General features: G+C 72.0%; 21 protein-coding genes and 1 pseudogene. 13 read left to right on the forward strand and 9 right to left on the reverse strand.

Going from position 1 to position 21,279, the window contains the following annotated elements; translation table 11 throughout:
* Positions 1–9 precede the first annotated feature (9 nt).
* Positions 10–414: an ATP-binding protein gene (locus OHA72_RS21810; RefSeq protein WP_327009625.1), complete on the reverse strand. Its 405-nt coding sequence runs from the start codon at positions 412–414 to the stop codon at positions 10–12.
* Between the two features lie 134 nt (positions 415–548).
* Between OHA72_RS21810 and arfB the strand changes: the two genes are divergently transcribed.
* Genes arfB through OHA72_RS21825 form a run of 3 tightly spaced genes read left to right on the forward strand, consistent with a single transcriptional unit; the run spans position 549 to position 2,327 of the window.
* Positions 549–974, forward strand: a complete 426-nt coding sequence (gene arfB / locus OHA72_RS21815; RefSeq protein ID WP_327009626.1) for an alternative ribosome rescue aminoacyl-tRNA hydrolase ArfB — start codon at positions 549–551, stop codon at positions 972–974.
* Between the two features lie 11 nt (positions 975–985).
* On the forward strand, positions 986–1,684 hold the full coding sequence (locus OHA72_RS21820; RefSeq protein ID WP_327009627.1) for an RlpA-like double-psi beta-barrel domain-containing protein: 699 nt from the start codon (positions 986–988) through the stop codon (positions 1,682–1,684).
* Between the two features lie 7 nt (positions 1,685–1,691).
* A complete protein-coding gene (locus OHA72_RS21825) occupies positions 1,692–2,327 on the forward strand; it encodes an NAD-dependent epimerase/dehydratase family protein (protein ID WP_327009628.1) in 636 nt (211 codons plus the stop codon).
* Positions 2,328–2,908: 581 nt separating this feature from the next.
* Here the strand turns inward: OHA72_RS21825 and OHA72_RS21830 are convergent.
* Positions 2,909–3,607, reverse strand: a complete 699-nt coding sequence (locus OHA72_RS21830) for an RICIN domain-containing protein (protein ID WP_327009629.1) — start codon at positions 3,605–3,607, stop codon at positions 2,909–2,911.
* A 175-nt stretch (positions 3,608–3,782) separates the two neighbouring features.
* On the opposite strand from OHA72_RS21830, the gene ald reads away from it, so the two are divergent.
* Together ald and OHA72_RS21840 are read left to right on the forward strand one after the other, a co-directional pair.
* A complete protein-coding gene (ald, locus tag OHA72_RS21835) occupies positions 3,783–4,898 on the forward strand; it encodes an alanine dehydrogenase (protein WP_327009630.1) in 1,116 nt (371 codons plus the stop codon).
* Between the two features lie 101 nt (positions 4,899–4,999).
* Positions 5,000–5,965, forward strand: a complete 966-nt coding sequence (locus tag OHA72_RS21840; RefSeq protein ID WP_327011635.1) for a site-specific tyrosine recombinase XerD — start codon at positions 5,000–5,002, stop codon at positions 5,963–5,965.
* Here the strand turns inward: OHA72_RS21840 and OHA72_RS21845 are convergent.
* Complete coding sequence (locus OHA72_RS21845) at positions 5,947–7,101, reverse strand: NAD(P)/FAD-dependent oxidoreductase (protein WP_327009631.1); 1,155 nt, start codon at positions 7,099–7,101, stop codon at positions 5,947–5,949. The genes OHA72_RS21840 and OHA72_RS21845 overlap by 19 nt on opposite strands.
* A 60-nt stretch (positions 7,102–7,161) precedes the next feature.
* On the opposite strand from OHA72_RS21845, the gene OHA72_RS21850 reads away from it, so the two are divergent.
* Complete coding sequence (locus OHA72_RS21850; RefSeq protein WP_327009632.1) at positions 7,162–7,740, forward strand: TetR/AcrR family transcriptional regulator; 579 nt, start codon at positions 7,162–7,164, stop codon at positions 7,738–7,740.
* Between the two features lie 219 nt (positions 7,741–7,959).
* The gene (locus OHA72_RS21855; RefSeq protein ID WP_327009633.1) at positions 7,960–8,172 is read left to right on the forward strand and encodes a hypothetical protein; all 213 of its coding nucleotides are present in this window, start codon (positions 7,960–7,962) and stop codon (positions 8,170–8,172) included.
* Positions 8,173–9,492: 1,320 nt separating this feature from the next.
* Here OHA72_RS21855 and OHA72_RS21860 read toward each other — a convergent pair.
* The 3 genes from OHA72_RS21860 to OHA72_RS21870 all read right to left on the reverse strand — a co-directional run bounded on the left by OHA72_RS21860 (position 9,493) and on the right by OHA72_RS21870 (position 12,698).
* A complete protein-coding gene (locus OHA72_RS21860; protein WP_327009634.1) occupies positions 9,493–10,698 on the reverse strand; it encodes a hypothetical protein in 1,206 nt (401 codons plus the stop codon).
* Positions 10,628–11,320 carry a SigE family RNA polymerase sigma factor gene (locus OHA72_RS21865; protein WP_327009635.1) on the reverse strand — a complete coding sequence of 231 codons (693 nt, stop codon included), beginning with the start codon at positions 11,318–11,320 and terminating at the stop codon, positions 10,628–10,630. Before OHA72_RS21865 ends, OHA72_RS21860 begins: the two co-directional genes overlap by 71 nt.
* 103 nt (positions 11,321–11,423) lie before the next feature.
* The gene (locus tag OHA72_RS21870; RefSeq protein ID WP_327009636.1) at positions 11,424–12,698 is read right to left on the reverse strand and encodes a serine/threonine-protein kinase; all 1,275 of its coding nucleotides are present in this window, start codon (positions 12,696–12,698) and stop codon (positions 11,424–11,426) included.
* Positions 12,699–12,876: 178 nt separating this feature from the next.
* On the opposite strand from OHA72_RS21870, the gene OHA72_RS21875 reads away from it, so the two are divergent.
* From OHA72_RS21875 to OHA72_RS21890, 4 genes and pseudogenes are all read left to right on the forward strand, one after another.
* Entirely contained in the window at positions 12,877–13,803 is a 927-nt protein-coding gene (locus tag OHA72_RS21875; RefSeq protein WP_442788654.1) for a ParA family protein, read from the forward strand.
* Between the two features lie 34 nt (positions 13,804–13,837).
* Positions 13,838–15,004 (forward strand): segregation and condensation protein A, encoded by a 1,167-nt coding sequence (locus OHA72_RS21880; protein ID WP_327009638.1) that lies wholly within the window; start codon positions 13,838–13,840, stop codon positions 15,002–15,004.
* 710 nt (positions 15,005–15,714) lie between these two features.
* A pseudogene (gene scpB, locus OHA72_RS64770) lies at positions 15,715–16,491 on the forward strand (SMC-Scp complex subunit ScpB); the annotation flags it as partial.
* A 91-nt stretch (positions 16,492–16,582) separates the two neighbouring features.
* Positions 16,583–17,281 (forward strand): pseudouridine synthase, encoded by a 699-nt coding sequence (locus tag OHA72_RS21890; protein ID WP_442788737.1) that lies wholly within the window; start codon positions 16,583–16,585, stop codon positions 17,279–17,281.
* A gap of 4 nt (positions 17,282–17,285) precedes the next feature.
* On the opposite strand, the gene OHA72_RS21895 is transcribed toward OHA72_RS21890, so the two are convergent.
* Positions 17,286–18,056: an ABC transporter permease gene (locus OHA72_RS21895; RefSeq protein ID WP_327009641.1), complete on the reverse strand. Its 771-nt coding sequence runs from the start codon at positions 18,054–18,056 to the stop codon at positions 17,286–17,288.
* Complete coding sequence (locus OHA72_RS21900) at positions 18,053–18,988, reverse strand: ATP-binding cassette domain-containing protein (RefSeq protein WP_327009642.1); 936 nt, start codon at positions 18,986–18,988, stop codon at positions 18,053–18,055. The genes OHA72_RS21895 and OHA72_RS21900 overlap by 4 nt, the downstream gene beginning before the upstream one ends.
* Before the next feature lie 63 nt (positions 18,989–19,051).
* Between OHA72_RS21900 and OHA72_RS21905 the strand changes: the two genes are divergently transcribed.
* Positions 19,052–20,023, forward strand: coding sequence for a helix-turn-helix transcriptional regulator (locus tag OHA72_RS21905; RefSeq protein WP_327009643.1), 972 nt, complete (start codon positions 19,052–19,054; stop codon positions 20,021–20,023).
* Between the two features lie 55 nt (positions 20,024–20,078).
* Here the strand turns inward: OHA72_RS21905 and OHA72_RS21910 are convergent, their stop codons facing one another.
* Positions 20,079–20,639: an NADPH-dependent FMN reductase gene (locus OHA72_RS21910; protein ID WP_327009644.1), complete on the reverse strand. Its 561-nt coding sequence runs from the start codon at positions 20,637–20,639 to the stop codon at positions 20,079–20,081.
* A 93-nt stretch (positions 20,640–20,732) separates the two neighbouring features.
* On the opposite strand from OHA72_RS21910, the gene OHA72_RS21915 reads away from it, so the two are divergent.
* On the forward strand, positions 20,733–21,254 hold the full coding sequence (locus OHA72_RS21915) for a MarR family winged helix-turn-helix transcriptional regulator (protein ID WP_327009645.1): 522 nt from the start codon (positions 20,733–20,735) through the stop codon (positions 21,252–21,254).
* Positions 21,255–21,279 lie beyond the last annotated feature (25 nt).

Here is a 21,279-nt window from a genome sequence, read left to right on the forward strand (position 1 = left end):
GACAGGATGCTAACCCGCCAGTGAGCTCCGAAGCGTGACAATTGTGCCCGCCGACGTCGAGCGCACGGTGACCTCGTCGACGAGATGCCGGGCCAGCCACAGGCCGCGGCCGCTGACCGCGTTGCTCGGCGGCAGCGCCCCACCGTCGAGACGCTCCGCGGGGATGCCGGAGCCCTTGTCGGTGACCTCGCACAGCAGGGTCCCGTCGAGGGTCCACAGCTTCACCGCGCCGCGCCCGCCGGCGTGGCGGACCGCGTTGGTGACGATCTCGTTGACCGCCAGCACGAAGTCCTCGAGGCGCTGGCCGAGCAGCCCGACGGCCGCGGCGGCGCGGCTCACGGCATGCCGCACCGGGGTGATCTGCTCAGCGTCGAACTCCTCGACCAGCAGCGCCGTCTCAACGGCCTCAGCCACGGTGTCACCTTTCCGCTGCGTCCCCGCCGCGTCTGCGCTGTGACGAAGCCGAGAGTACCCCGAGCCGGTCGGCATTTCGCGCGGAAGTCACCCTGAAGTGCAAGATGCATTCCGGCACCCGCATCCTTGACGGCGTGGACGACGACTTGCGGGTCACCGACGACATTGCACTGCCGCGTGCGGAGCTCGGCTGGCGGTTCAGCCGCTCCGGCGGGCCGGGCGGGCAGTCGGTGAACACCACCGACTCCCGGGTCGAGCTGCGGTTCGACCTGGCCGCGACGCAGGCACTGCCGGAGCCGCTGAAGGAGCGAGCCCTGCTGCGGCTGGGCAACCGGCTCGTCGACGGCGTGCTGTCGATCATCGCGTCCGAGCACCGCTCGCAGCTGCAGAACCGGCGCGCGGCCGAGGAACGGCTCGCCGCCGTGATCGCGCAGGCCATCGCCCCGCCACCCAGGCCGCGGAAACGGACGAAACCCTCGAAGGGTGCGATCGAGCGGCGGCTCACCGACAAACGCCGCACCGCGCTGCGCAAACAGGAGCGGCGCCGCCCCCAGGATTAGAAGATCAGGGAGTGGTACGGGTAGGCGCGACGTTGCTCACCGTGATGGCCCTGGCGGCGTGCTCGCCCTCGACACCGTCACCGGGCGTCACCGTGTCCGAGACGCCCGGCCACCCGCCGCAGACCGGTGCACTGCCCGGAATCTCCGACGTGCCCGTCGCCGCCAGCCCCCTGACCTCCACGGGATGGGAGGTCACCGTCTACTACACGGCCGTCGCCGCCCTGCACTCCGGCGCGACGCAGCAGGTCACCGGCTGCCCGACGATCGACTGCGAGAAGGGCCGCAACCAGCGCGACCTCGGCACGTTCCCGGCGTCGTTCGTCAAGGCCGTCAAGGACGAGGGCACCGGCCGCGTCACCGACGGGCGGTACCTCAACTGGTCCTACGACACCGGATACTGGATGGACACCGCCCCCCGCGACACCGCCGGCCGCGCCCTCGTGCCGTGGGTGTCAGCCGCCGCCGACAGCGACGTCCTGCGCACCGGCACCCGGTTCAGCGTCCTGCGGTGCGGTACCGCGTCGGTCACCGCCGCCGTCTGCGCCAAGCTGAAGGCGCCGACGTGGACGATCGTCGACGAGTTCACCCCCGGCATGGGCGGCTCCAAGCACGTCGACGTCTACATCGGCGAGGAGACCGGCGCCAACTTCACCGGCTCCGATCTCTACACGACCCTGGAGGGCGCGACCCTGTCCGTCCTGCGGGCATGATGTGCGCATGAGGATTGTCGTGTTCGGCGCCACCGGCATGGTCGGCAAGGGTGTGCTGCGGGAATGCCTGCTCGCCGGGGACGTCACCGAGGTCCTCGTCGTCGGCCGCAGCGCGACCGGCCAGCAGCACCCGAAGCTGCGCGAGGTCACCCACGCCGACTTCACCGACTTCACCGGCGTCGACCTCACCGGCTACGACGCCTGCTTCTTCTGCCTCGGCGTCAGTTCCGTCGGCATGTCGGAGGAGGCGTACCGCCGGATCACGTTCGACTACACCCTCGCCGCCGCGCGGGCGGTGTCACCGGGCTCCACGTTCGTCTACGTGTCCGGCGCCGGCACCGGGACCACCCGCCGCGCCAAGTGGGCCCAGGTGAAGGGCGCCACCGAGGACGCCCTGCTCGCCATGGACCTGCGGGCGTACATGTTCCGGCCCGGCTTCATCCAGCCGATGCACGGCGCGGTGTCGAAGGTCCGGCTGTTCCGCGTGATCTACACCGTCCTGCGGCCGGTGAGCGCGGCACTGGTCCGCTTCGCGCCCGGCATCGCCACGACGACCCAGCAGATCGGCCGCGCGATGCTGCGCGTCGCCCGCGAAGGCGGCACCAAGCACGTCCTGGAGTCCCGCGACATCGCCGCCCTCTGATCCGCCACGCCGCCGCTGTTACAGTGGGTGGCCGGCCCGTTCGGCGTGTCGGCCGTGATTAGGTGACGCACGGTACGGTGTGGAAACACGCGCTCACCGGGCCGGAGTTCACGTCCTGAGTCACGGCCCCGCAGCGTGCTACGTCGGGACTGGGTCATGCCGGGATCTGGGTCACGGCCTCGCACGCGGTACACCGGGACGTGCGCCACGGCCCCGCGCACTAGACCGGGACCTGTTGCGCCACGGCCTTGCTAGCGCCACGTGGGGACCTGCGCCAGGGCTCGCACGCGTTGCGCCGGACCTGCGTTACGCCGGAACCTGAGTCACGGCCTCGCCCGCGCTGCGTCGGGGGCCTGCGCCACGGCTCGCACGCGGTTGTGCCGGGACCTGCGGTGCGCCGGGACGTGCGCCACGGCCTCGCATGCGGTTGCGTCGGAACCTGCGCTGCGGCCTTGCACGCGCCACATGGGGATCTGTGCCACGGCCTCGCACGCGGTTGCGTCGGGACCCGCGCTGCGTCGGGGCGTGCGCTGCGTCGGGACCCGCGCTGGGCCGGACCCGCCGCTGCGTCGAGACCTGCGTTACGCCGGGATCTGCCAGCGCTGGTTCGTGGAGTTGTCGCAGTCCCACTGGCGGGCCGCGGCGCCCGGGGCGGGGCTGCCTGAGTCCACGCCGATGCAGCGGCCGCTGTTGAGGCTCACGAACCGGAAGCCGTCGCCGTCGCGCTGCAGGCGCCACTGCTGGTTGGGGCCGCCGTGGCAGTCCCACTGCAGGACCTGGGCGCCGTTGTCCTTCGAGGCGCCGTTGACGTCCAGGCAGCGGTTGTCCTTGGTGTTGACGAACGCGAACACGTCCTGGGTGCCGGGCACCGACTGCGGCATCCACACCTGGGTCGGGTTGTTGTCGCAGGGCATCTGGGTGGCGATGCCGCCGTTGCCCTCGGCGGCCTGCAGGCACAGCCCGGAGTGCGACGCCTTCAGCAGCAGCGGTTTGGCCGGCAGCAGCGCCTGCGGCGGGGTCGGTGACGGCGCGGCGCTCGACGGCGGTGGCGGTGGGGCGGCGCTGGGGGGCGGTTGCGACGGGACCTGCTCGGCGGGCGCGCTGGTCGGCTGCTCGGCGGCGCTCAGGGCGCCGTCGCTGTCTCCGCCGCCCTGGAACGCGAACACCAGCCCGGCGATGATCGCGACGACGAGAAAGCCGAACGCGCCGAAGAGCAGCGGGTCCGGCTTGATGCGCGGCGCACCCGGCGGTGTCGGGCGGGGCCCGCCGTAGACGGTCATGGCCGCACAGCATAGATCAGCCGTGAGGGCGAGTTCAGCGCGCCAGGAGGCGACACTGTGTCAATCCGTCCGTGGAGGAGTTCACACTGTGCTGCCTTCGCGGGCCGTCGCGGCGCCATAGACTGCCGCTTGTACACGCAGCGTCACGGTCGCTGGTGGAGAGGGGTCACGAAACGTGAAGGTCGCAGTTCCGCGCGAGGTCAAGAACCACGAGTACCGGGTTGCCATCACCCCGGCCGGAGTCCACGAGCTCGCCGCGAACGGGCACGAGGTCTTCATCGAGGCCGGCGCCGGCGACGGCTCGTCGATCACGGATCAGGAGTTCCGCGAGGCGGGTGCACAGATCCTGCCGACCGCCGACGACACCTGGGCCGCCGGCGACCTGGTTCTGAAGGTCAAGGAGCCGATCGCCGAGGAGTACCACCGGATGCGCGCCGGGCAGGTGCTCTTCACCTACCTGCACCTGGCCGCGTCGAAGGCCTGCACCGACGCCCTCGTCGAGCGGCAGGTCACCGGCATCGCCTACGAGACCGTCGAGCTCGCCGACCGTTCGCTGCCGCTGCTCGCGCCCATGTCCGAGGTCGCCGGGCGGCTCGCACCGCAGGTCGGCGCGTACCACCTGATGCGTGCCGGCGGCGGCCGCGGCGTCCTGCTCGGCGGGGTGTCCGGCGTCTACGCCGCGAAGGTCGTCGTCATCGGCGCCGGGGTCTCCGGCCTCAACGCGGCCGCGATCGCGCTGGGCATGCAGGCCGAGGTGCTGCTGCTGGACAAGAACATCTCCCGGCTGCGCGGCGCCGACGCCATCTACCAGGGGCACCTGCAGACGGTCGCGTCCAACAGCTACGAGATCGAGCGCGCCGTCCTCGACGCGGACCTGGTCATCGGCGCCGTGCTCGTGCCCGGCGCGAAGGCCCCGAAGCTCATCACCAACGACCTGGTGAAGCGGATGAAGCCCGGCAGCGTCCTCGTCGACATCTCCATCGACCAGGGCGGCTGCTTCGAGGACTCCCGCCCGACCACGCACGCCGACCCGACGTACAAGGTGCACGACTCGATCTTCTACTGCGTCGCGAACATGCCCGGCGCGGTCCCGCACACCAGCACGTACGCGCTGACGAACGTCACCCTGCCCTACGTGGTGGAGCTGGCGAACCGGGGCTGGCGCGACGCGCTGCGCCGCGACCCGGCCCTCGCGCTGGGGCTGAACACGCACGACGGGCACGTGACGTACGGGCCGGTCGCCGACGCACACGGCATGGACCACCTCGCGCTGGCGGACGTGCTGGCCTGACGGGCGTGGCGCGCGACCCGGTGGACACCGCCGCGGCCCCCGACCGGGCCGCGGCGGCCGCCGGCGCGCCGACCCCGGATACTGCTGCGGTGCCCGCCTCGGTGTCCGCCCCGGAACCTGCCCCGGAGTCCGCCTCGCTGCTGCGCAAGGCCGTCGACGTGTACCTGGACCACCTCACCGTCGAGCGGGCACTGGCGGAGAACACCCTGGCGTCGTACCGCCGCGACCTCGACCGCTACGTCGACTGGCTGGCCGCCACGGGCGTCGCCGACCTCGCCGACGTCGGGGCGCGTGACATCGCCGGGCACGTCGCGGCGCTGCGGGCCGGCGACGAGGACCACCCGGCGCTGTCAGCGTCCTCGGCGGCGCGGGCCGCCAGCGCGGTACGGGGGCTGCACCGGTTCCTGCTCCTGGAGGGGCTCGCGCCCACGGACCCGTCGCGGGACGTGAAACCACCGTCGCTGCCGAAGCGGCTGCCGAAGGCCCTCGACGTCGACCAGGTGTCGCGCCTGCTCGCCACCGCCGCCGACGCCGGCCCGCTCGGGCTGCGCGACCAGGCGCTGCTGGAGTTCCTGTACGGCACCGGCGCCCGCATCTCCGAGGCCGTCGGCATCGCCGTCGACGACCTCGACCTCACCGGCACCCACGGCATGGTGCTGCTGCGCGGCAAGGGCGGCAAGACCCGCCTGGTGCCGATGGGCAGCTACGCGCGGACCGCGATGGACGTGTACCTGGTCCGCGCCCGGCCGACCCTCGTCGCCAACGGCACCGGCGTGCCGACCGTGTTCCTCAACGCCCGCGGCGGCGCGCTGTCCCGGCAGAGTGCGTGGACGATCCTGCGCAAGGCCGCGGTCAGGGCGGGGCTGCCCGTCGACGGGCCGCACGGGGTGTCGCCGCACACGCTGCGGCACTCGTTCGCCACGCACCTGCTCGACGGCGGCGCCGACATCCGGGTCGTGCAGGAGCTGCTCGGGCACGCGTCGGTGACCACCACGCAGGTCTATACCCTCGTCACCGTCGACAAGCTCCGCGAGGTCTACGCCACCGCTCACCCGCGGGCGCGCTGAACCAGGATCCGCGCGACGTTGCCGGGCCGCCGCAACGCCCGCACCGGCACCGTGCCGGCGAACACGCCGAGGAACTGTTCGGTGCTTGCCTGCCGGCGGGCCACGGCACGCAGGAACCGTGCGTTGAAACCCTTCGCCGGACGCAGCTCGGCGATTCCGGTGGTCAGGTCGAACATCGGCAGCCGTGCATCGTCTCTCTCGCGCTGGTACCCGGTGCCGGCTCCGGCGATTGCTGACGCCAGCAGCTCCGCGTCGGCCAGGGCGTTGCCGATGCCCTGCGCCGTCACGGGGTCCATGACCAGACCCGCGTCGCCGACGAGGAACCAGCCGGGCCCGTGCGCCCGGCGGACCACGTTGGGCAGGTCGACGGTGGTGCGCAGCCGCTCGACGCGCCGGCCGTCCCGGACCCGCTTGCCGAGGTCGCCGCAGCGGTCGACGGTGTCGAGGAGGTGCCCCTCGACGTCGGTGCGCCAGGTGCCGAACTCCTCGACGGGGGCGGCGGCGTACACCATGGTCAGGCCGTCGTTCGTCGGGAACGCCGCGACGGCACGGCCGGGGCGGTGGTACAGCTCGCCGACGGGCATGTCGACGCCCTCCCAGTAGGAGTAGGACGCGACGGTCCTCGGGGCGACCTCGCGCAGCACCGGCGCGGCGACCTCCTTGGCGACCAGGGAGTGCTTGCCGTCGGCGCCGACCACGACCGGGGCGCGGTGCTCGGTGCCGTCGCGGCCGCGGATCCCGTGCACCCTGTCGCCGTCCTTGAGCAGCCCGGCGACGTGGAAGCCCTCGACGACCTCGGCACCGGCCTCGCGGGCGGCGTCGACGAGGAGCTTGTCGAGGACGGTACGTCGCGGGCTGCACAGGAGCCCTCCCGCCGGGAACCGGCCTTCCAGGACCGTGCCGCCGATGTCGAAGCGGACCTGGCCGGTGACGGGGGTGCCGGCGGCGATGAGCCGCTCCAGCAGCCCCCAGCGCCGCAGGCGGTCGACGCCGGCCGGCTGGATCTGATGGGTGGACAGGGTGTCGCTCGGAAACCGGGCCCGGTCGACCACCAGGACCCGCAGCCCGTGCCGGGCCAGGAGCATGGCGGTCGCGGCACCGGCCGGTCGCGCGCCGACCACGATGACGTCGTACACCCGTCTATGCCAACACGTGTTGACTATCGTGTCAACGGTTGTTGGCCTACGGTTGTGGGCATGACAGACACGCAGCCGGCCGCCCGGCGCTCCGATGCCACCCGCGCCGGCATCCTGCGTGCGGCGCGGGCCAGGTTCGCCGCCGACGGCTACCAGCGGGCCACGATCCGGGCGATCGCCGCCGACGCCGGCATCGACCCGTCCATGGTCATGCGGTACTACGGCAACAAGGCACAGCTGTTCGCCGCCGCCGTCGACGTCGACCTGCGGCTGCCGGACGTCGCCCGGATCCCGCGGGACCGCCTCGGCGAGACCCTCGTCACGCACTTCATCCAGCGCTGGGAGGGCGACCCGACCGACGACGCGCTGCTCACGCTGCTGCGCTCCGCCGCCACCGACGCGTCCGTGGCCGAGCGGCTGCGGGGCATCTTCCGGGAGCAGGTCGCCCCGGTCGCCCTCGCGGTCACCGACGACCCCGCCGAGGCCGCCCTGCGCGCCGGCCTGGTCGCCACCTCCATGCTCGGCCTGGCCCTGTGCCGACAGATCCTGATGCTGCCGCCGATCGTCGCCGCCGCGCCGTCCGTGCTCGTCACGCAGGTCGGGGCGACGGTGCAGCGGTACCTCACCGGGCCCTTGTGAGGCGTGTTACCGTAGGCGCATGCGTTTCTGAGCCCACCGACGCCGCGCGTGCCGCCGCGATCCCGCCTTCAGGGGTCTGCCAGCGGCCCCCGTTGTGGGACTCCCGCTTCGTTCTCAGCGCGGCTGACGCCTGTCCATGCTCCTGCGAGGCCATCCGCACGTCATCCGCGGCCCGTCCGTTCCGGCGCCGCCGCGAAAGTCATCCGCGAAGGAGACGCCATGCCTGCCGCAACCGCAGATAACCAGCCCGACGACACCGAGACCGCCGACGCCGAGACCGAGGCGCCGCCGCTGAACCCCCTGGAGGCGATCCGCCGGGCCCAGGCCAACCGGGCCCTGCCGCCCGGCGTCCAGCAGCACGGCGGCGGCAAGGGCCCCGGCGGCAAGGGCGCCAAGGCCAAGTCGCCCCGCATGTACAACCGGCACAAGTAGACCCACCACCACGGGGCGCTCCCATCACGGGGGCGCCCCGCAGCGTTTGTCGTTCGATCAACGCCCGCGGCGTGAGGTCGCCGATCACACCGGGGCGCCGTGCATGTGCCGAACATGCGGCTCCGGCGTTCCGGTGCGGGTCGCCTGCCCGGGGTTGCCGCGCGGGCCGCCGCCCGGATCGGTGCACGCTGCCCCGCCGCGGTCGAAGCCGTGCGCCGGTCGCTGACCGCAGGCGAGCGTGGGTGGCGGCGCGCCGACAGAACCGGTTGTCGTCCCGCGTTCTGCCGGTTCGATCTTTCCGCGGTGATCGAAGGACGGATCCGGTCGTCGATGCGACCGGGGCGCGACTTCGATCACGGGTGGGTGGCGTCCGTGGACGCGGGGGCGGCGCACTGCCGCGCGCCGTGGCGTTTGTCGGCGGGAAGTTGCCGATCATGCCGGATCGCCGTGTGTCCGTCTTGCGCCGAACGTGCGGCGTCGGCGTCTTGTCCGGGTTGTCGCCTGCCACGCGATCGTGATCGAAGGACGGATCTGGTCGTCGGCGTGGCCGGGGCGCGACTTCGATCACGGGTGGTGGGGGTCGTGGCGTAGGCGTCCCGTTCGGGTTGTCGCTGCCATACCGGCGTGATCGAAGGATGGATCCGGTCGTCGGTGCGGCCGGGGCGCGACTTCGATCACGGGTGGTGGCGGTCGTGTGCGTGGGGGTCGTGGCGTAGGCGTCCCGTTCGGGTTGTCGCCTGCCACGCCGGCGTGATCGAAGGATGGATCCGGTCGTCGGTGCGGCCGGGGCGCGACTTCGATCACGGGTGGTGGCGGTCGTGTGCGTGGGGGTCGTGGCGTAGGCGTCCCGTTCGGGTTGTCGCCTGCCACGCCGGCGTGATCGAAGGATGGATCCGGTCGTCCATGCGGCCAGGGCGCGACTTCGATCATGGGTGGCGGTGGCGGCTGCGCGCGTGAAGCGGCGCGTTGTCGGTTGTGGGAGCAGGCGACGGCGTGGGATCGCTGAACGCGGCGAGGAACCGCCGGGGATTGTGGGTGATTTGCGGCGAACGTGAGGTTGGTGGTGCGAGGTCTCAGCGTGGCGCTGGCCGTTGGGACGTCGCACGCAACGCAGGCGTGATCGAAGTCGCGTGGTGGTCGCCCACGCGGCGCGAACGCGGCGGCGGTCACCGGGGCGCGGCAGTCAGCGGGGGCGGCGGTCACCGGGGCGCGGCTGTCAGCGGGGACGGCGGTCAGCGGCGGTGGGAGAACGCTGGGTGTGGCCGCACGTTACCGGAGTCGATGCGATGACGGCGGGTGCGTGCGGCCACGTGGGCGGGGTCAGAACGTGAAGATCGAGGCGGCCGGGGGCCAGACGGAGCGGTCGGCGGGTGCCTCGGCCGACATGGACTTGAGGATCTGCGCCAGCTCGGTCGCGGTGAAGGACCTGTCGCCGATGCTCTCGACCTGCAGGTAGAACTGGCCGTCGGCGAGGACCGTGGCGCAGACGGTGCTGCCGGGCTGGCAGGTCATCTTGCCCATCTTCTCGGCGGTGCGCGGGTCGGTGGCGCCCAGGGTGAGCACGATCGACGGGTAGTCGTCCAGCTCCAGCGGGGCGAAGAACGGCGCTGTCGGGGGTTTCGCCGAGAGGCGCACGACCGACAGGTTGGTGTTGTCGTAGAACGAGGTGCGGGTGCCGACCGCGATCATCCGGTAGTCCTTCAACGGGCCGGTCAGGCGGATGGCGGTCGGGAAGGCGCGTGGCTCTTCGGCGGGCATGTCGGCGGCGAGGGCGAGGAGCTCGTCGCGGGTCGGGGCGGTCTCGAACGAGGACCAGTAGATGACCGCCCAGGCGTCGGGCAGGTACTGCCAGGCGAGCGTCGGCACGGCCAGCTCGATGCAGCAGTCGTCCTTGCTCGCCGGGGAGGTCGAGGGCATCGAGGGGCCGCCGGCGTGGCGCAGCAGGGCGGTCCTGCCGGCGACCTGGAGCCGTTCGGCCTTGATGAACTCGCGGGTGTCGAAGGCGCCGGTGCTGTACACGACGAGGCGGCCCTCGCGCGCCGCGGGGATGTCGCGGCCGTCGGGGGAGATGCTGCGCGCGGCGCCGGGCGGGGCGCCGGAGGCGGTCGGCTCCATGGTCGGCTCGGCGGGCCGCAGGTCGATGGTCGACTCCTGGTAGCCGGCGGTGACCAGGTCGGGCTCGCTGACGACGAAGCGGCCGGAGGTGTAGCCGGAGTAGTTGGTCTCGAAGGCGCCGGCCGTCGCGAAGTCCGCCCGGCGGGCGGGGGACTGGGACGCGGAGGCGATGCCGAGGTTGCCGTTGGGGCCGACGGACGGCGCGGTGGCGGGCGGGGAGAGCAGCACGACCGCGGCGGTCGCGCCGGCGACCACGACCGCTACCCCACCGGCGACGGAGGAGAGCAGGGCGGTGCGGCGGCGGCGCCGTGCGAGGCGGCGGCCGGCCGAGGTGATGTCGTCAATGCTGAGTCGCGGTGGCGGTGCGTCGTCCCTGGCCGCCGCCAGCAGACTGTGCAGGTCGTGATCCATGCCCTTCCCTCCTGTTCTCCATCTCGTGAGCGCCGGTCTCGGGGCGTGCGTGGCGGCCCGGTCGTGCACCGCCGGGCCCTGAGCCAGATCCGAGGCCGGATCGCAGGCCCGGGACGCCTGGGTCGTCGTCGTCGCGCGGTTCCGCGCCGAGCAGCGCGCGGAGGGCGGTGAGCCCGCGGGCGGTCTGGCTCTTGACGGTGCCCGGCTGCCGGCCGAGCACCTCGGCGGTCTCCTCAACGCTCAGCCCCTCGTAGTACCGCAGGACCAGCACGGCGCGCTGGCCGGGGGCCATCCGGGCGAGCGCAGCGCGGATCCGGATCCGCTCGTCGACCTGGTCGGCGTGGTCCGGGCCGGGCAGCTCGGGCAGGCTGTAGCCCGCCGAGCGCTCCTTGCGCCGCCACGGCCGGCGGCTCTCGTCGACCAGCGCGTGCACGACCGCCCGCCGCACGTAGGCGAGGGGGGTGTCGACACGGTGCCAGTGCACGTAGAGCTTCGCCAGGGACGAGGCGACGGCGTCCTCCGCCGTGTGCCAGTCCCCGCACGTCAGGTAGGCGAGCGAGCGCAGGCCGTCGAACCGTGCGGCGACGAACTCCCGGAACTGCGCTTCGTCGTCTTCGTTCACCCGTTCGGGCTCCCTTCGTCGCGGGGTAGACGGCGCCCCGGGACGAAGGGTTGCACGCGGGTATGACGAAATTTCACCCGCAGGGGGAGAAGTGACCGACCGGCTACGCGGCCGGGACCGAGGTGTCGACAGGCGGTGTCGTGCCGCCACCCGTCGGTTCGACCGGTGCCCCCGTCGTGGGCTGGGGCGCCTGCGTCGTCGGCGCGGGAGGCGCGGCGGAGCTGGTCGCGGTGCTGGGCGTCGCCGACGCGGTCGCGCTCGCCGACGGTGCGCCTGTGGTACGGGTGGCGCCTCCGCCGCCCGGTGCCGGGCCCGAGGTGGCCGCCGCGGGCGAGTGCGAGGCGCTCGGCACGCTCTCGGGGGTGTTCTTCTTGTCGTCGCCGCCGGTCAGCGCGATGACGGCGAGGACGACACCGATGGCCATGACGATCAGGGCCACGCCGACGGCGGCCGGGATCCACGCCGGCCTCGACCTGGACGGCACCGGCACACCCGCGAACGCCGGCGCCGCGGGACGCCTGGGCCTCACCGGTACCGCACCCGGCTCTTGATCTTGAAGGGTCTGGTCCTGGGCGGCGCGGGCGGCGGCGGCCAGTGCGGCGGCCGTGGGGAAACGGTCCTCAGGGTCCTTCTCCATGGCCCGCTCGACCAGCGCCCGGACGCTGCCCGGCAGGTCCGCGGGCAGCGGCCGCGGGTCGTCCTGGAGGTGTTTGATCGCGATCTCGAGCGGCGAGTTGCCGGTGAACGGCGGGCCGCCCGTCAGGCAGTGGTACGCCACCGCGCCCAGCGCGTAGATGTCGGTCGACGGCGCGATCGGCTTGCCGGACGCCTGTTCGGGGGACATGTACAGCGCCGTGCCGATCACGGCGTTGACCTTCGTGACCGAGGTCACGTTGGAGGAGCGGGCCACGCCGAAGTCGACGAGCGTCACCGCGCCGTTGTCGCCGACGAGCAGGTTGTTGGGCTTCACGTCGCGGTGGATGATGCCGTTGCTGTGCGCGGCGTGCAGCGCGTCGGCCGCCTGCGCCACGATCGCCATGGTCTCCGTGGCCGACAGTCCGCCCTCACGAGTGATCCGCTCGCCGAGCGGCCGGCCCTCGACGAACGCCATGACCAGGAACATCGTGCCTTCGGGGGTCTCGCCGTAGTCATAGACGCCGACCACGCCCTTGTGCCCGATGGACGCCATGATCCGCGCCTCGGCCCGGAACCGGCTGCCGAACTCGGCGTCGCTGGTCAGGCCGGGCAGCAGCACCTTCACGGCGACCGTCCGGTTGAGCGTCTTGTCGGTGGCACGGAACACCTGCCCCATGCCACCGCTGGCGACGAACTCATCGAGGCGGTACCTGTCGCCGAGCACGTCTCCTGGTCCCAACACGACGATGACCGTACCCAACGATGGCACTTGCGACACGCCGGGCGCGCAGAGTGGGGTATGTACCCTGCATTGACGTAGAGTCGGGCAACGGCCGTCCCGCTTCCCCAGATCGCCGACGACGAATCGGCCCCGGGTGGAGATGAGCCGCCGGGAGGGGCGAAGAGTTTCGATGACAGGTATGGCGAACCAGGCGGAGTCGTGGACCACCACGATGCGCGCCGAGCAGGCATCGCTTGACCTCGGTGCGGAGCTCGGACCTGCCGACCCGACGGCGTACACGATGCGCAAGCCGATCCCCGAGCCGATGCCGATGGACCGGCACGGCCCGGCGCGGATCATCGCGATGGCCAACCAGAAGGGCGGCGTGGGCAAGACCACGTCGACCATCAACCTGGGCGCGGCCCTCGCCGAATACGGCCGGCGTGTCCTGCTCGTCGACTTCGACCCGCAGGGTGCCCTGTCGGTTGGCCTCGGCGTCAACCCGCACAACCTCGACCTGACGATCTACAACATCCTGATGGACTCCGACGTGACCGTCGAGGACATCCGGATCAAGACCGACATCGCGGGCCTGCACCTGCTGCCGGCCAACATCGACCTGTCGGCCGCGGAGATCCAGCTGGTTACCGAGGTCGCCCGCGAGATGGCCCTCGCGCGGGTGCTGCGACCGGTCCTGAAGGAATACGACTACATCCTCATCGACTGCCAGCCCTCCCTCGGTCTGCTCGCCATCAACGCGCTGACCGTCGCGCACGGCGTCATGATCCCGCTGGAATGTGAATTCTTCTCACTTCGCGGTGTGGCGCTGCTGCTCGACACGATCGACAAGGTCCGCGAGCGGCTCAACTTCGACCTGGAGCTCGAGGGCATCCTCGCCACGATGTATGACAGCCGCACCACCCACTGCCGCCAGGTGCTGCAGCGGGTCGTGGAGGCGTTCGGCGACAAGGTGTACCAGACGGTCATCACCAAGACCGTCAAGTTCCCCGAGTCCACGGTCGCCGGCGCGCCGATCACCACGCTCGACCCGTCGTCCTCCGGCGCCCGCAACTACCGGCAGCTCGCCCGTGAGGTCATCGCCCAGCAGGCTGAGCGGCGGTTGTAGCGGTTTTCCGGACCTTCTGCGCTACGGTCTTCCGGTGACCGACCCTGCCACCGTGGACGCCGCGACGGCGCCGCCGTCAGGCTTCCAGGTGCGGCTGGCCAACTTCACCGGCCCGTTCGACCTGCTGCTGCAGCTCATCGGCAAACACAAGCTGGACGTGACCGAGGTCGCGCTGCACACGGTCACCGACGACTTCATCGCGTACATCCGCGCCATGGGCGACGACTGGGACCTCGACGAGGCGTCGGAGTTCCTGGTCGTCGCCGCGACCCTGCTCGACCTGAAGGCCGCCCGGCTGCTGCCGTCGGCCACCGTCGAGAACGAGGAGGACCTGGCCCTGCTCGAGGCCCGCGACCTGCTCTTCGCGCGCCTGCTGCAGTACAAGGCGTTCAAGGAGGCGGCGGCACACATCGCCGGCCTCGAGGCGGTCGGCTCCCGCCGCTACCCACGCGCCGTGTCCCTGGAGCCGCAGTACGCCGAGGCGCTGCCCGACCTGGTCCTCGGCGTCGGCCCGGCGAGGCTGCTGAAGCTGGCGCTGAAGGCGTTCACCCCGAAGGCGGACCCGCCGCTGGTGTCGATCGCCCACATCCACATGGTCCGCGTCAGCGTCCGCGAACACGCCAACATCGTCCGCGACCGGCTCATCGAGCAGCGCGAGGCCACGTTCAGCGCCCTGTGCATCGACTGCGAGTCGACCCTGGAGGTCGTCGCCCGCTTCCTGGCGTTGCTGGAGCTGTACCGCGAGGACCTGGTCTCCTTTGAGCAGGTCCAGGCGCTGGGAGAGCTGGTCGTGCGCTGGACCGGCCCGGACGACGCGGCGGCCGCGGTGATCGAGGTCGAGGAGTACGAGGGCTCGCCCGCCCCGCCGGACGCCCCCGATGCCGCTGACCCGGCTGACCCCGCGAACGCGGCGGACACGGCGGACGCCGTGGTCGCGCTGGGCGTCGTGGACACGCCGGACCTGGACGACGTGGATCTGGACGACGTGGATCTGGACGACGTGGATCTGGACGACGCGGATCTGGACGACGCGGATCTGGACGACTTGGACCTGGGCGATGAGCTGGGTCTGGGTGTTGAGTTGGACCTGGGCGAGGAGCCGGGCCCCGGCGAGGCGGACGAGAGTGTGGACGTCGGTCAGGAGCGTGCCGGTCCCGCCGGTATCGACCGGGCCGAGGCGGACAGCGAGGTGGACCAGTGAGTCAGGACGACCAGTCGAGGTCGCTCGCCGACCAGGCCGCGAACTGGGTGCCCCCATGGGCGCGCGTCCAGCCCCCCGCTCCCGCCGAGGAGCCCGCCACCGACGCCGCCACCGACGCCGACGACCAGGAACCGGACACCGAGACGCCTGTCGCTGAGGCGCTGGATGCTGAGACGCCGGTCGCTGAGACGTCGGACGCCGAGACGCCGGACCCCGGGTCGGCCACCGACGAGCCCGCTCTCATCGTGGAGTCCGAGCCCGACGCCGAGGCCGTGCTGATCGTCGAAGCCGAGCCCGGGTCCTTCGCCGTGGCCGAGGTCGAAGCCGAAGCCGAGGCCCCTGCCGCGGATGACGTCGAAGTCGAACCCGAACCCGCGCCGGTCGTCGAGCCCGAGCCCGCGGCTGAGGCCGAGGCTGAGGTCGAGCCCGAACCCGATGCCGAGCCCGCGGCTGACGCCGAGCCCGAAGCGGAGTCCGAGCCTACGGCTCAAGCCGAGCCCGAAGCGGAGTCCGGGCCCGCGGCTGACGCCGAGCCCGAGCCCGGACCTGAAGCCAAGCCCGAAGCGGAGTCCGGGCCCGCGGCTGACGCCGAGCCCGAGCCCGGACCTGAAGCCGAGCCCGAAGCCGGGTCCGAGCCCGCGGCTGACGCCGAGCCCGAGCCCGAGCCCGGAGCTGAAGCCGAGCCCGAAGCCGGGTCCGAGCCCGCGGCTGACGCCGAGCCCGAGCCCGGAGCTGAAGCCGCGCCCGAAGCCGGGTCCGAGCCCGCGGCTGAAGTCGAGCCCGAGGCCGAGCCCGAGCCCGAGCAGGTCGTCGCGGACGACGCCGCGCCGGTCGCCGACGTGGATGCCGGGACCGGCGGCAGCGCGCTGTTCGACCTGCCCGCGGAGGCTCCCGCGGCGGCCGTCGAGGCGGCACCCGCCGAGCCGGCCGCGGTGGAGATGTCGGACGCCGAGCTGCGCGGTGCCGTGGAGGCGATCCTGCTCATCGTCGACGAGCCGGCGACGGAGATCACCCTCGCGCAGGTCCTCGACCAGCCCGTCGACCGGATCCGCGGGGTCCTGGAGGACATCGCGAGCCAGTACACCTCGCTCGGGCTCGGGTTCGACCTGCGGCGGGTCGCCGGGGGATGGCGGCTGTACACGAGGGCGGAGTTCGCGCCGTACGTGGAGAAGTTCGTGCTCGACGGGCAGCAGATCCGGCTGACCCAGGCGGCACTGGAAACACTCGCCGTGGTCGCTTACAAGCAGCCGGTCACCAGATCGCGCATCTCGGCCATCCGCGGTGTCAACTGTGACGGGGTTGTCCGTACGCTGGTGACGCGGGGTCTGATCGAAGAGACCGGCAGTGAGCCCGAAAGCGGGGCGTTCCTGTACCGGACGACGTCGCTGTTCCTGGAGAAACTCGGCCTGGACAGCGTGGACCAGCTGCCGCCGCTCGCCCCGTTCCTTCCCGACGACATTGATGAGATCGCCGATGCCCAGCGTTGACCCGTCCACCAGTCCAGCTACTTTCGAGGGATCCGCGTTCGACGCGCCGCCGGACGCGGAGCCGCCGCGCAACGAGGAGCGGTTGCAGAAGATCCTGGCCGCCGCGGGCCTCGGGTCCCGGCGCAACTGTGAGCGGATGATCGACGAGGGGAAGGTCACCGTCAACGGCAAGGAGGCCACCCTCGGCGACAAGGCCGACGCGGTCCGGGACGTCATTCACGTCAACGGGTCGCGGCTGGTCACCGACACCCGGATGGTCTACCTGGCGCTGAACAAGCCCGCCGGGGTGGTGTCCACGATGGACGACGACAAGGGCCGCGAGGCGCTCGCCGACTACGTGCCGAACATCAGCACCCGGGTCTTCCACGTCGGCCGGCTCGACCTGGAGAGCGAGGGCCTGTTGCTGCTCATGAACGACGGCGGGCTCGCGCACAAGCTGATGCACCCCTCGTACGAGGTGGCGAAGACCTACCAGGTCGAGATCAGCGGGCCGGTGCCGCGCTCGATGGGCCGCGAGCTCAAGGCCGGCATCACGCTGGAGGACGGGCCGGCGAAGGTCGACTCGTTCAAGGTCGTCACCGCGTACGGGAAGGTCGCGCTGGTCGAGGTCGTCCTGCACGAGGGGCGCAACCACATCGTGCGGCGGATGTTCGACGCGGTCGGGTTCCCGGTGCAGCGACTGATCCGCACGCAGATCGGCCCGATCCGGCTCGGCGATCTCCGCCCGGGCAGGACGCGACACCTGTCCCAGGCGGAGATCGGCGCATTGTTCAAAGCGGTGGGCGAGTAGCCCGTCAGGTGCTGCGGCGCATCGCCCGGATGCCGACGACCAGCCCGACGGCTGCCGTCGCCACCGCGGCGATCGCGCCCCAGAGCACGGCGCGGTCGCTGAGCGTACCGGCGAAGAGGAGACGCTCCGCGGTCACCATGTGTGCGAGCGGGTTGAAGTGGGCCACGGCCCGCATCCAGCCCGGCCCCGTTTCCAGCGGCAGCAGCATGCCGGACAGGATCATCAGCGGGAACAGCAGCGTCTGGTGCACGACCCAGAACATCCAGTCGTTGCGGCGCACGGCGACGGCGAGGGCGTAGCTCAGTGAGCCGAGGCCGACGCCGAAGACGGTCAGCAGCACCAGCCCGAGCAGCGCGCCGGCGGGGTGCAGTTCGAAGCCGAACGGCAGCATGACCAGCACGATGACCAGGGCCTGCCCGGCGAGGGGCACCATTTCCTTGAGGGCCCGCCCGACGAGCAGCGCGTGCCGGGCCAGGGGTGTGACGAGCATCCGCTCGTGAGCGCCGGTGACGAACTCCGACAGCAGGTTCGCCCCGACGGTCGACGTGCCGAACAGGGTGGTCATGACGAGGATCGCCGGCACGAACCACTGCCACACGTCGCTGCCGAGCCCGCCCTCCTGGCCCCGTAGCGAGCCGACGAGCAGCGGTCCGAACAGCGCCAGGAACACCAGGGGCTGGATCATCCCGAAGATCAGCGAGAACGGCGAGCGCAGCAGCGGGCGCAGTTCCCGGGTCGCGACGATGCCGACGTCGCGCAGGGCGAAAGTGCTCATGAGTTCTCCCGGAGGTTGCGGCCGGTCAGGGACAGGAAGACGTCGTCGAGGGTGGGTCGCTGCACCTCGGCGGTGCGCACGGCACCCGGTACCGCGGCGATCAGCTCCGGCAGCGCGGCCGGGCCGTCATTGACGCGGAGCTGCACAGCGTCCGACATTTCGGAAACATCGCGTGCGCCGGGCAGCTGCGCCGCGGCCTTGGCGATCAACGGCAGGTCGCCGGTCAGGATCAGCTTGTCGCCGGCGAGCTTCGCCTTCAGCGCGGAGGCGGTGTCGTCGGCGATCACCTCGCCGTTGTCGACGACCACGACCCGTTCGGCCATGGTGTCGGCCTCGTCGAGGTAGTGCGTGGTGAGCACGATCGTCATCCGGTGCTCCTCGCGCATGCGCAGGATGTGCTGCCACAGGTTCGCGCGGTTCTGCGGGTCGAGCCCGGTCGACGGCTCGTCCAGGAAGAGCAGCCGCGGCGCGTGGACCAGGCCGATCGCGACGTCGAGGCGGCGCCGCTGGCCGCCGGACAGGTCGGACACCTTGCGGTCGCGCAGCTCGGTGAGGTCGAGCGCCTCGAGCAGCTCGTCCGTGCGCCGCGCGGCCGCCTTGCGGTCCAGGCCGTAGATGCGGCCCTGGGTGCGCAGCTCGTCGCCGACGCGGTGGATGTGACCGGCACCGTTGCCCTGCCCCACGTAGCCGATCTGCCGGCGTACCGCTGCCGCCTGCGTCGCCACGTCGTGCCCGGCGACCACGGCCGAGCCGCTGGTCGGCGCGATGAGCGTGGTGAGCATCCGCAGTGTGGTGGTCTTGCCGGCGCCGTTGGGGCCGAGCACCGCGACGAGCTCGCCCGGGGCGATGTCCAGGCTGATGCCGCGCACGGCGTGCACCGTGGTCCTGCGGTTGACGACGAAGTCCTTCGTCAGTGCTCTCGTCTGAATCATGTCCATCACGTTGCCAGCAGATGCGGACAGCCTCTGTCCTGAACTGCGGGCGATACTGGATGCATGTTGGAGACCTCGGCCCGCCTTCTGGCACTGCTGTCCCTGTTGCAGGCCCGCCGCGACTGGCCGGGCCAGACCCTCGCCGACCGCCTCGAGGTCAGCCCGCGCACGGTGCGGCGCGACGTGGACCGGCTGCGGGACCTCGGCTACCCGGTGCAGGCAACCCGCGGCCCCGACGGCGGGTACCGGCTCGACGCCGGCTCGGAGCTGCCGCCGCTGCTGTTCGACGACGACCAGGCGGTCGCGGTGGCGGTGGCGCTGCAGACGGCGACGATGTCGGTCGAGGGGGTGGAGGAAGCGGCCCTGCGGGCCCTCGCCACGGTGCGGCAGGTGATGCCGGCCCGGCTGCGCCAGCGGGTCGACGCGCTGCAGGTGACCAGGGTGGCGAAGGCCGGGTGGCAGCCGTCCCGGGTCGACACCGGGGTGCTCCTGGCGATGGGCCAGGCGGTGCGGTCGCGGGAGGTGCTGCGCTTCGACTATGCGGGCGTGCGGGAGATCGCGGCCGGGCTCACCGGTGACCGGCGCCGGGTCGAGCCGCACCATGTCGTGACGTGGGGCGGCCGGTGGTACCTCATCGGCTTCGACCTGGACCGGGTGGACTGGCGCACGTACCGGGTGGACCGGATGACGCTGCGGACGCCGAACGGTCCCCGCTTCACGCCCCGGCCGCTGCCGGCGGCGGACGTGGCGGCGTTCGTGGCGGAGCGGTTCGAGGGCCACGATCCGCTGCCGTGCCGCGGGGAGGCGATCCTGCACGCACCGGCGGCGGCGATCACGGAGTGGACCAGGGGGCAGGCGCTCGTCGAGGTCGTGGGCCCGGACCGGTGCCGGGTGAGTGCCGGGTCGTGGTCGTGGACCGGCCTCGCCGCGTGGTTCGGGATGTTCGACGTGGAGGTGGAGCTGATCGGGCCGCCGCAGCTGCGGGAGGCGACCGCGGCGCTGGCCGGCCGGATGGCTCGGGCGGCGGCGGTCTGACGGGCCGCCTGCGACCGGCCCCGGCGCGCCTGCCGGGGCCGGTCACGTCCGGCGGTTACGCCTTGCGAACCGTCTCGAGGGCCTTCGTCCAGCTGACCGTCTGGTCGAGCACCGTGGTGAGGGTGCCCTCGTGCTGCGGGCCCGGCTTGAACGACGAGAAGTTCTCGAAGTCGGTGAACAGCGACAGCGCCACCTGCGCGCGCACGTCCGCCACCTGGAGCTCGCCCATGATCAGCCGCAGGTGCTCGACGGCGCGGGTGCCGCCCGCGGCGCCGTAGCTGACGAAGCCGGCGGCCTTGTTGTTCCACTCGCCGTAGACGAAGTCGATCGCGTTCTTCAGCGCGCCGCTGGTGGAGTGGTTGTACTCCGGCGTCACGAACACGAAGCCGTCCAGCTCGGCGATCTTCGCGGCCCACTGCTTGGTGTGCTCGTTGGCGTACTGCCCCATGGACGGCGGGACCGCCTCGTCCAGGTGCGGCAGGTTGTAGTCGAGCAGGTCGACCAGCTCGAACTCCGCGTCGGTGCGGCGGCTCGCGAGGTCGTAGACCCACTTGGCCACGGCCTCGCCGTTCCGGCCGGGACGGGTGCTGCCGAGGATGATTCCGATCTTGGTCATTGCACAACCTTCTCGTCGTCATGGGTGACGTGTCACCGACACCGTAGCTCACGACCACGGTGATGTGTCACCCATGCCGGTAGACTTCCGGGTGTGACGGATCCGGCCTGGCTCGACGACCGCGAGCAGCGCGCATGGCGCGGCTTCCTTGCGGTCAACGCCGCCGTCCGGGGGCGCATCGCCCGCCAGCTCCAGCAGGAGACGGGCCTGTCCAGCGCGGACTACGCCGTGCTGGTCAGCCTCTCAGAGGCGCCCGGCGGCCGGTTGCGCGTCTTCCAGCTGCGCGTCGCCGCCGACTGGGAGAAGACCCGGCTGACCCACCAGATCACCCGCATGACCAGCCGCGGCCTCGTCGCCCGCGAGCCGTGCGCGGACGACCCGCGCGGCGCGTTCGTCGTGCTCACCGAGGCCGGCTGGGAGGCGATCACCGCCGCCGCCCCGCGGCACGTCGGGCACGTGCGGCACTGGTTCTTCGACGCGCTGCGCCCCGAGCAGGTCGAGGCGCTGCTCGACATCAACGACACCGTCCTGGGTCACCTGCGCGAGGCCGACCGCACCATGGGTGTGCCATGTTCGCCGTGCGACGTGCCACCCTGTGACGACGTCCTCCCGTGAGGTAGGGCCATTGGCGGGTCAAGTA

Origin of the sequence: Dactylosporangium sp. NBC_01737 (genome assembly GCF_035963215.1) — a bacterium.
Lineage (GTDB): Bacteria > Actinomycetota > Actinomycetes > Mycobacteriales > Micromonosporaceae > Dactylosporangium.

Coding starts and splice junctions, on each gene's coding strand:
- OHA72_RS21875 (WP_442788654.1), top strand. CDS start 12,877: ATGGCGAACCAGGCGGAGTCGTGGACCACCACGATGCGCGCCGAGCAG.
- OHA72_RS21860 (WP_327009634.1), bottom strand. CDS start 10,698: ATGGATCACGACCTGCACAGTCTGCTGGCGGCGGCCAGGGACGACGCA.
- OHA72_RS21900 (WP_327009642.1), bottom strand. CDS start 18,988: ATGATTCAGACGAGAGCACTGACGAAGGACTTCGTCGTCAACCGCAGG.
- OHA72_RS21910 (WP_327009644.1), bottom strand. CDS start 20,639: ATGACCAAGATCGGAATCATCCTCGGCAGCACCCGTCCCGGCCGGAAC.
- OHA72_RS21895 (WP_327009641.1), bottom strand. CDS start 18,056: ATGAGCACTTTCGCCCTGCGCGACGTCGGCATCGTCGCGACCCGGGAA.
- OHA72_RS21850 (WP_327009632.1), top strand. CDS start 7,162: ATGACAGACACGCAGCCGGCCGCCCGGCGCTCCGATGCCACCCGCGCC.
- OHA72_RS21825 (WP_327009628.1), top strand. CDS start 1,692: ATGAGGATTGTCGTGTTCGGCGCCACCGGCATGGTCGGCAAGGGTGTG.
- OHA72_RS21905 (WP_327009643.1), top strand. CDS start 19,052: ATGTTGGAGACCTCGGCCCGCCTTCTGGCACTGCTGTCCCTGTTGCAG.
- OHA72_RS21855 (WP_327009633.1), top strand. CDS start 7,960: ATGCCTGCCGCAACCGCAGATAACCAGCCCGACGACACCGAGACCGCC.
- OHA72_RS21830 (WP_327009629.1), bottom strand. CDS start 3,607: ATGACCGTCTACGGCGGGCCCCGCCCGACACCGCCGGGTGCGCCGCGC.